The following is an 8,786-nucleotide window of genomic DNA, read 5'->3' as shown; positions in this document are numbered from 1 at the left end:
CATTCTCGAACAACGCTATCGCGGCTTCGCGCTGTTCCTCAGATAACGAACTACTGTCCTGCATAAAACTGCTCCCCGAAAGTAAGAACTGATTTCTCAGTCCAACTTTCGGGGAGCAGTTCAGTATGGGAGCCGATCCCATTTTTGCGGCCGGATGCGGAGGCGGGTGGGCCAGATGCCAGTGACTGGAAAAACAAAGACGTTGCGCACAGCGCGGTTGGGCGTAGCGTTCCTAGGCATTCTGCTTATCGCCGTAAACATGCGGGTGGCTTTTGTCAGCGTGGGCCCAGTGCTCTCCAACATCGGTGCCGAGTTCGGTTGGTCCGGCAGCACCGCGGGCCTGCTCATCGGTCTGCCTCTGATCTCCTTTGCGGTGTTCTCCCCCGTGGCGCCGGGCATCGCGCGGCGGCTCGGCCTAGACCGGGCCCTGTGGCTCGCACTGCTGCTGCTCGCGGCAGGCATCCTTGGCCGGACCGTCCCCATGGAAGCTGCCGTCTGGGCAGGCACCGTACTGATAGGGACCGGCATCGCTTTCCTGAACGTGTTGCTGCCGTCACTGGTCAAGAGGGAACTCCCATCACGGATCAGCCAAGTGACTGGAATCTACACAGCCGTTCAAGGCGCGGTGTCCGCGGCCGGCGCCGCCGCCGTCGTTCCTATTGCCCAGGCAACCATTTACGGTTGGCGGCTGGCCCTGGGAGTCTGGGCCGGGCTGGCCCTGATCGCACTGGCGATCCTACTCCCACGGCTCCGGACCCGGGATCCCATCACCGTCGAGCTTCAATGCCAGCACACGGGCTTCCACTCACCGTGGAAGTCTGCACTGGGCTGGCAGATCACACTCTTCATGGGACTGCAGTCCCTGGCGTTCTTCGTAATGGTCACATGGCTGCCCGCAATCGAACATGAACACGGAATCCCGGCAGCCACCTCGGGCCTGCACACCTCGGTGTTCTTACTGGTCGGAGTGTTGGCAAGCTTGGCCGCCGGCATAGTGCTGCACCACGCCGCGGACCAGAGGCCGGTAGCCTTGGGCAGCAGCATCCTCGCGTTCTGCTCCTACGCCGGGCTCGCCCTGGCTCCACAACTCTCCCCGCTCTGGGCCGTGATCGGCGCCGCGGGCTCCGGAAGCCTCATAGTGATCGCGTTGTCCCTGTTCAGCTTGCGAACCGCCCACCACGAGCAGGCCGCATCACTTTCCGGAATGGCGCAGTCTGTAGGCTACGCGATCGCTGCCGCCGGGCCAGTGGCCTTCGGCGCCCTACGCGACGTCAGTGGCAGTTGGACGCTCCCGCTGACCATCACCGCCGCACTCATGATCATCCTGTGCGCCACGGCCGTAATGTCCGGCCGCAACCGCCTGATAGGCGACCGAAACCGTGCCGGGGAACCTGGCCCAGCACAACAACCAAGCACCCAGATAGCCCACCCGGGGAAGCAGAAGGTGCCACCGCCTCGAAGCTGATTCCGCCGCTCTTCACACCGACGTGGACCTATCTCCGGGTGCATCGGCATCGCCAACTTAGTAAAAGCCGACTCAATCTGGCTCGAATGAGGTAGGGCAGCGTCAATTTCTTGTGCCAGAACGAGCACCGGATCTCCCGCCACTGAGCGCTTCAAGGTCACTTCCGCACTACAGACGCTAGATCGTAAGAATCCACGAAAGCTCCGTTATAAGAGCCCCAGAGCTAAGAGGGGAGGACTTCGCCCTCGTCTCGGGGACGAACTGCTTCTCTTCCAACAGCGTAGCCAGAAATTATGTAGTGCAGTTGATTAGTCACCCCAAATTTTTCAACCCCGTAACGGGAGCTTGGGGCGAACGACGGCTAGGTCTGGTCAGGGCGCTAGCGTATTGCTAACAGCAGAATCCTATAGCTATAGACCGCTGCTCTCACCGGTGCCACACTCGTCCCTTGTCAGCATTTAGTGCAAAAGGAGCAACCTTGATACTCAAAACACTTAGCGGCGTGATCCCGGCGCATTTACTTCCGTTCGATAAGTCATTGGGGATCGATGAGGTCGGCCTACGGCGCCATATCCGCAGCCTTGTCGACACCGACGGTGTGACAGGAATCACCACCGTTGCCCACGCCAGCGAGGTCGCCTCACTCAGCGACGCCGAGCAGGGTCAGCTGCTCGACCTGGTAATCGACGAGGTTGCTGGACAGGTGCCGGTGATTGCGGGAATCTACGACACCGCCAACGCACGGGCTGCTCAGCGCGCGCGCCGCTTCGAAGCGGCGGGAGCAGATGCCCTGCTCATCTTCCCGCCCGCCACATGGGACATGGGCCACGCCCAACTGCCCGCGATGGCGGCCGGCTACTTCTCTGATATTGCCGAGGCAACGACGCTGCCAATGATCGTGTTCGTTTACCCGACTTTCTCCGGCCTGCACATCCCGACCGATAATCTTGTGCGCATCTGTGCAGAGGTGCCCAACGTCATCGCCGTCAAAGAGTGGTCGAACGACATCATCACCTACGAGCGCAATTACCGGGAGTTGAAACAACTCGACAAGCAGATCTCGGTCCTTAGTAGCTTCAGCAAGGCCCTGCTCCCTTCGCTCGTCGTGGGCGCCGACGGCATCCTCTCGGGTCATGGCAGCATCGTTGCGGGGCTGCACGTCGCTCTCTTCCGTGCGATGCAAGTGGGGGATCTCGGCGAGGCACGGGCTGTGTCTGCCCGGCTTTACGCCAGCACCAGCCGTATCTACAAGGACCCTTTCGTTAACGGTCACAACCGGATGAAGACCACGCTGAATCTGCTTGACGAGTTCGATTGCGCACTGGGCCGGCCACCGTACGTGCCCATCAGTGACGAAGAGCGCGAGGTGCTGGCTGTGGCTGCACAGGAAACGGGAATTTCTATGGAACTGGAGAACAAGTAGACATGGGACAGAAGTTGAACCATCGAGTAGCGATCATCAGCGGCGGTGGATCAGGTATCGGACGCGCCGCATGCGAGCTGTTCGCAGCCGAAGGCGCACAGGTCATCGTCGCGGATCTGAACTTGCACAACGCAGAGAAAACGGCTGAGACGATCGTGGAGGCAGGAGGAACAGCCGTCGCGCACGCCGTAGACGTCGCGGACGAGGACAGCGTCCGTGCGCTGATCGATGACACCGTTAGGGAGTTCGGTCGCCTCGACATCCTCGTCAACAACGCTGGCTATGGCTTCGAAGGCACAGTCCTCGACACTGACCTTGCCGCCTGGGAGCGGATCATGGCCGTCAACGTGCGCGGCGTGTTCCTCGGTTCCAAGTACGCGATCCCGCAGATGATCCGACAGGGAAGCGGTGTCATCGTCAACACCGCCTCGACGGGAGCCATCGTTGGCATCGCAAATCGTGCCGCCTACTGCACCACCAAGGGTGCTGTCGCCTCACTGACGAAGTCGATGGCCGTTGACCATGCCAGCGAGAACATCCGGATCAACGCGATCTGCCCGGGCACGATCGACTCCCCCTACCACGACGACATCGCTGCACGATCGGGCGACCCCGAAAACTTCCGACAGACTATTGCGCAGCGCCAGATCATCGGACGCCTGGGGCGGCCTGAAGAGATCGCCTCCGCGATGCTCTTCCTCGCCTCTGATGACTCGTCGTTCGCCACCGGGTCGCTGCTGACCGTTGACGGCGGGATGACGGCAGCATGAGCGCCACCCACCGAACGGTGGATGTCCTCATCGTCGGGAGTGGCGGAGCGGGACTCTCCGCTGCAATTGAGGCTGCATCGCTGGGTGCGATAACTCTCGTGCTAGAGAAGTCCTCCTCAATTGGCGGAACCACCGCCAATTGGTCAGTGGGTTCAATCGCCGCCGCAGGCACAAGAATTCAGAAGAAGGCGGGAGTGCACGACACTCCTGAAGACTTCTTCAATGATCTTCCGCTGTTCGCAGCCTCCGACCGTCCCGACAACCTCGAGCTTCGACGAATCCTCACCGAGCACAGCGGGGAAGCCGTGGACTGGCTCAGTGGAATGGGCGTCCGGTTTCTCGGCCCCTTCCCGGAGCCACCCCATCGACGGAACCGCATGCACAACGTGCTCCCGAACTCGCGAGCCTACGGCCGTGCGCTGACGCGCAGAGCCCAGCACCTAGGCGCCGAAATCCAGACTGACACCAAGGTGACCTCCCTTGTTGTCGAGGACGGCATCGTCGTTGGTGCGCGTGCCCAGACAGCGGGACAAGTGGTCGAGGTCCGAGCTAAACATGGCGTGATCCTGGCTTCCGGTGACTACAGCTCAGACCCAAACATGAAGGCCGCATATATCGGACCGCACGCGCGTGACGTCAAAGCACCGAACCCGGGGAGTACAGGCGATGGACACCGTATGGCGCTTGAAGTAGGAGCCGTCGTCCTCAACGGCGACATTGCCGCAGGGCCGATGGTTCGTTTCATTGCACCACCAAAGAAAACCCTCATCGCGCGGCTTCCCCCTATCCCAGCGCTTGCGTCCGTTCTCAAAATCGGCGCAAAGTTGGCCCCCGCATGGCTGTTTCGGCGCGTAATGATGCAATTCCTCACCACCAACCTCGCCCCAAGCGACACCTTCCTCAACGAAGCAGGAGCGATCATCGATCGGGCGGGCGACCTGATCGAGGTCGAGGGCACCGTCTCATCGAGCATCACAGGCCGTGGTGACGTATTCTTCATCCTCGACGGCGCATCAGCGGAATCGTTCTCGGGGTGGCCCAGGTTCATATCAACCGCGACCGGCATGGCATACGCCTACCTGGATGATTACCGACGGAGCCGGCCTGACGTGTACCATCAGGCACGCTCGCTGGACGAGCTCGCGGGCAAGATCAACGTCAACCCGGTGACGCTCCGGGAAGCGGTTGCCGCTCACAACGCCCGCCTCGCAGCAGATCGTACGGTCGCCGGCTCGGCAGTTCTTCGCCCGCCGTTCGTCGCCCTCGGGCCGGCAATGAACTGGATCAACGTCACTGACGGCGGCCTCGCAGTAGATACGAGCTTCCGAGTACTCGACAACGACGAGAAACCCATCCCCGGACTATATGCCGCAGGGTCAGTCGGTCAGGGCGGACTTCTCCTGGACGGTCATGGAACCCATATCGGTTGGGCCATCGTGTCTGGACGCATCGCAGGCGTAAACGCGGCATCCTCTGAGATTTCACACGTGGAGCCAACTGAAGCTCCATCGACCCGATAGCCACATCCCAATCCGTTCTCAACGAGGAGAATCATGTCTGAAAAACTGCAAGCGGCAGCCACTCCACCAGTGGAACGCTCCACCGTCTGGCGGGCCGCCGGAGCCGGCTTCGTCGGCTCGCTCGTCGAATGGTATGACTACTACATTTACGGCACCGCGGCAGCTCTGGTGTTCAGCAAGCTATTCTTCACCAACGCTGATCCGACGACCGGCCTCATTGCCTCCTTTGCCACTTTCGGGGTCGGTTTCCTTGCCCGGCCATTGGGGGGCATCGTCGCCGGCCACTTCGGCGATAAAGTCGGCCGCAAACGAGTGCTCGTCATCACCCTCATGATCATGGGTTTGTCGACTGTCGGCATCGGCCTGCTTCCTGGGTACGAGCAGATCGGGATTTGGGCTCCCATCCTTCTGGTCGTCTTGCGGCTGCTACAAGGGTTCGCCGTCGGCGGCGAGTGGGGCGGTGCAGCCGTCATGGTCGTGGAATACGCCCCACTCAAGCATCGTGGCTTCTTTGGCGGCCTGCCCCAGGCAGGCAACGTCGGGGGCCTTCTCCTCGCGACCGGCGTTTTCGCCGTGGTTTCGCTGCTACCCGCTGACCAGTTCGAGGCGTGGGGTTGGCGGGTACCCTTCCTCCTGAGCTTCGTGCTGATCTTCGTTGGTCTCTACATTCGTGCACGAATTGTAGAGACGCCCGCATTCCGTCAGATCCAAGACGACAGCGAAGAAGTTCAGAAGCTCCCAGTCGCGGCAGCATTCCGCGGCTACTGGCGAACGATCCTCTTGGCAACCGGGGCCGCGGCCACGCTGTTCTCAGCCTCGTACGTGGCGATCACCTACGTTATCTCGTACGCCACGACGCAGGCCGGCCTGCCTGCAGCCTCCGTGCTGTCAGGTGTAGCTTTGGCGGCCGCGGTAGCCTTCATCGCTTGGCCTGCCGCTGCAGCCTTATCCGACCGAGTGGGGCGCAAGCCGGTGATGCTCACCGGAGCGCTCCTCATCCTCCTCTTGGCCTTCCCCTTCTTCTGGCTGGTCGACACAGGATCGCTTGGCCTCACCTGGATCGCAATCGTACTGCTATACGGCATCGCAGTCGGAATGATCGCCGGTGTCCTTCCCGCTTTCTTCTCGGAGCTGTTCGATACCTCGGTCCGCTTCACCGGCGTCTCGATCGCCTATCAGGTCCCGGCGGTGCTCATCGGCGGATTCACCCCAGTCATTGCCACCTGGCTGGTGTCGGTGAACGACGGAAATCCCTGGGCGGTGTCGGTTTTCCTAGTGGCGATCTCAACGCTAAGCCTGCTGTGTATCGCGCTGGTTCGCGAACCGCGCGGAGCAGACCTCGACCGGGTCGAGACCGACGCCGCACGTCGCGCCCGACGATAGGAGAATTATTGTGCGGCTCTTCATCGCAACATCAACCTATACCGCACCGATCGATGTCATCGAAGCCACCCTTGGCGAACACGTCGCCTGGGTTGTGGACGGATACAAATCACGGCGGACGCTTGTCTCCGGGCGGCAAGCGCCGCCCGTGGGCGGAGCTATGGTGTTCCTTGCGGAGGATCCTGAGGATGCTCAGCTGATCTGCGACTCTGATCCGTTTGTCCGTGATGGGCTGGCCACCTACGACATCGTCGAGATCGTGCCCAGTGAAGGAACACGGCGGTCCCCAGAGTTCAGTGCCTTTTTAGCCGGTCGGTGATGGTGTAGTTGTCTTCGACGCAGAAGTGAGTCTGGGACCACGAGTTTTCGGTGGTCCCAGACAAATATTTCAAAGCACCTTTCACCGCGGCGGAAGGATGGCGCCATCGCAGCAGAGGCGGCGCCCCTGCCCCGGCAAACTCTAAGATCCAGCCTTGTCCCGGTTGCAGGAGGTGGTGAAGGTACTTCGTCAACGTATTGTGCCGGGCCCAACGACCGGGTGCCGGACAAGCACGTGCAGGCACCACGCGGTGCAGGAGATTCTGGGCCACATCACCCGCGTCTTCCTCGTCCTGGCGGGGTAAAGGTGCCGAGAGGCCAAAGGCACAGATCACCAGCGCGCCTAGGAAGGACAACATCTTCGCTAACAGACCCAGCAATAGTTCGTTACTGACAATAGCTATACGCTGACGACATGGACAATAGTGAGCAGGGAACCGCGGCATCTGAGGGACGACGCGTTCGTGGAGTTATCCATGCCGCGTCAGCCCTACGAGCGTTGAGAGAGGCAAGCAGACCCTTGAAAGTCAGTGAAGTCGCCGCCCGGATTCGACTGAGCAAGACTTCCACTTACCATTTGTTGCATACTCTTGAAGATGAGCGGTTTGTCGCACGAGATTCAGAAAATCGCTACCGCCTGAGTTGGGGCCTCTATGAGTTGGGCGGCGCAGTTGTTGAATCGCTTGACCTGACGCGTGCCGTCCGGCACCACCTCGATAACCTCACTGAGGCTACCTCTGAAGCGTCAATTCTCGCGATTCTTGAAGGCGAAGAAGTTCTTTACCTTGACCGCAGCCAGTCGGACCTGACCTTCACAATGATAGCAACGCCCGGCCGGCGCGCACCTTTACACACGACGGCTTCGGGGAAGCTACTCCTAGCCTTCCAGCCGCCGGAATTCATCGAACACGTCATCTCCAAGGGTTTGGAACGCCGAACGTCGAACACGATATGTGACTCAGGTTTGCTCACAAGGGAACTTGAGGTAATAAGAGAGACTGAATTCGCAGCGTGTTGGCAGGAACAAGAAGTCGGACTCAATAGTTTTGCCGTACCGATCCGCAATCACACAGGTCAAGTTACCGCTGCGCTCACCCTCGTATCGGCAGCGCAACGGATCACCCATCGGGACGTGCCGCGCGTCGCCGCATTGATGTTTCAGCATGCTTCTTACGCATCAGCAGATCTGGGAAATCCTCATCACCCCGCGATCAGATCGCGCGGACCCCGTCGTCCTATCTGAAAATTGCGTTCCGCACCTATTAGGAGCGCGTAATCAGCTGCTCGCGCCCGGAGCGAGTACGGGGTTCTACGAATACGACTTGGTGACAGCTGGCTTCATCGGTTCGAGCTGGTATCCGAGCAGTCCACGGCCGAAGACAAGCCGGCGCACGACGTGATCAACGGCGCTCGGCGCCGGCCCGCCGGGAGGCTCCTGGAAGACCACCCGTCCCATACCGGCGACCACGCTAACACTCCGCACGGGTGGCCACCGGCAGTGGGTTTGGGTACTGGCTGGAGCCTTTCGCCCAAATCAAGGTGGTCTCTTTGAGGGACTTAGCCGCCCCGGTAGCGATCTTCTTCCCGTTTCCGGTGTCACCAGTGAGCGAAACCTCCCCATTCCGGGGAGCGCTTCTGGCATCCAGCAGGGCCATGGGCTCTGTCTTTAACGGCATCAACTCAATTCCCCACCAACCACGAGGAGCCGCTTTGTCCGCCGCTCCCCCGCCTGTTTCAATAAGCCGATAATGAAGATTCCGTCAACCTGCTGGCTCGGACATAAGGGGACTGTCTGAATAACGGTGTGTGGAGTCCGGCCTGATCCGAAAGGAGACGGCCGTGTCAGAGTCCACGTCCGAGATGGCAGGGGTGATGATCGATCCTGTGACGGGAGAGATCATCGATCA

7 protein-coding genes are annotated in these 8,786 nt (G+C 60.6%); all 7 read left to right on the top strand.

Features of this window, described 5'->3' with window-relative positions; translation table 11 throughout:
- The first annotated feature begins 154 nt into the window (after positions 1–154).
- The 7 genes from NFU08_RS20705 (at position 155) to NFU08_RS20675 (ending at position 8,122) form a co-directional block, all read left to right on the top strand.
- Positions 155–1,465 (top strand): MFS transporter, encoded by a 1,311-nt coding sequence (locus NFU08_RS20705; protein ID WP_309296851.1) that lies wholly within the window; start codon positions 155–157, stop codon positions 1,463–1,465.
- 478 nt (positions 1,466–1,943) lie between these two features.
- Complete coding sequence (locus NFU08_RS20700; protein WP_251425935.1) at positions 1,944–2,888, top strand: dihydrodipicolinate synthase family protein; 945 nt, start codon at positions 1,944–1,946, stop codon at positions 2,886–2,888.
- 14 nt (positions 2,889–2,902) lie between these two features.
- Entirely contained in the window at positions 2,903–3,658 is a 756-nt protein-coding gene (locus tag NFU08_RS20695; protein WP_251425933.1) for an SDR family oxidoreductase, read from the top strand.
- Positions 3,655–5,178: an FAD-dependent oxidoreductase gene (locus NFU08_RS20690; RefSeq protein WP_251425931.1), complete on the top strand. Its 1,524-nt coding sequence runs from the start codon at positions 3,655–3,657 to the stop codon at positions 5,176–5,178. Before NFU08_RS20695 ends, NFU08_RS20690 begins: the two co-directional genes overlap by 4 nt.
- Positions 5,179–5,211: 33 nt before the next feature.
- Positions 5,212–6,561, top strand: a complete 1,350-nt coding sequence (locus tag NFU08_RS20685) for an MFS transporter (protein ID WP_251425929.1) — start codon at positions 5,212–5,214, stop codon at positions 6,559–6,561.
- A 10-nt stretch (positions 6,562–6,571) separates the two neighbouring features.
- Positions 6,572–6,880 (top strand): YciI family protein, encoded by a 309-nt coding sequence (locus NFU08_RS20680; RefSeq protein ID WP_251425927.1) that lies wholly within the window; start codon positions 6,572–6,574, stop codon positions 6,878–6,880.
- A gap of 414 nt (positions 6,881–7,294) precedes the next feature.
- Positions 7,295–8,122: an IclR family transcriptional regulator gene (locus NFU08_RS20675; protein WP_285835616.1), complete on the top strand. Its 828-nt coding sequence runs from the start codon at positions 7,295–7,297 to the stop codon at positions 8,120–8,122.
- Positions 8,123–8,786: the final 664 nt, after the last annotated feature.

It is taken from the genome of Pseudarthrobacter sp. NCCP-2145 (genome assembly GCF_023708005.1).
GTDB lineage: Bacteria > Actinomycetota > Actinomycetes > Actinomycetales > Micrococcaceae > Arthrobacter > Arthrobacter oxydans.
Note: the sequence above shows the minus strand (reverse complement) of the source record. Positions and strands in the feature narration are given on the sequence as shown.

Coding starts and splice junctions, on each gene's coding strand:
- NFU08_RS20705 (WP_309296851.1), top strand. CDS start 155: ATGCGGAGGCGGGTGGGCCAGATGCCAGTGACTGGAAAAACAAAGACG.
- NFU08_RS20675 (WP_285835616.1), top strand. CDS start 7,295: ATGGACAATAGTGAGCAGGGAACCGCGGCATCTGAGGGACGACGCGTT.
- NFU08_RS20685 (WP_251425929.1), top strand. CDS start 5,212: ATGTCTGAAAAACTGCAAGCGGCAGCCACTCCACCAGTGGAACGCTCC.
- NFU08_RS20690 (WP_251425931.1), top strand. CDS start 3,655: ATGAGCGCCACCCACCGAACGGTGGATGTCCTCATCGTCGGGAGTGGC.